1 pseudogene is annotated in these 537 nt (G+C 68.3%); it reads right to left on the reverse strand.

The features are described 5' to 3' along the window. A pseudogene (locus B2742_RS02505) lies at positions 1-268 on the reverse strand (hypothetical protein); the annotation flags it as partial. Positions 269-537 lie beyond the last annotated feature (269 nt).

Raw genomic sequence — 537 nt, forward strand, 5'->3', positions numbered from 1 at the left:
GCGCGGGCTCGGGCTCGGGCTCGGTCGGCGGCGGCCTGAACAGGGTCACCACCACCGGCGGCGCGGGCTCCTGAACCGGCCAGACCGCCGTGGGGCCGCCCCCGGCCAGCAGGGCGGGCGCCAGGACGGCGATATGGGCCATGACGCTGACCGCCCCCGCCAGCAGCCAGGATCTCCGCGCCGAGCGGGCGGGCGGACGCGGATCCTGACCGGCGCCCTTCGCTCGGGAGGCCGCATCGACGGCGCGGGTCTGGGGCGGCTGGTCCATCGGGATTCCGGGTGCCGATGCAAATCACCGGCGAACTTCAGGTCACCATCAGTCCGCGTCAGGATCGTGGCGCACGCTGGAATGTCGTTCTGTGTATAAAAAATCCCGAGGCCGGGAACAGAACAACGTTTTGCTGAATGTTGTCTTCGCTGCTTTGAGCACAGACGCCGTTACGGCCAAGCTGACACCTTCTGGCCTCGACTGCGTCATCACGACGCCATCACGGTTACGGTACCTGCCGTCCTGCGCATGCCCTGGGAATAGCGCGC

This window comes from Brevundimonas sp. UBA7664, from assembly GCF_002483305.1.
Lineage (GTDB): Bacteria > Pseudomonadota > Alphaproteobacteria > Caulobacterales > Caulobacteraceae > Brevundimonas.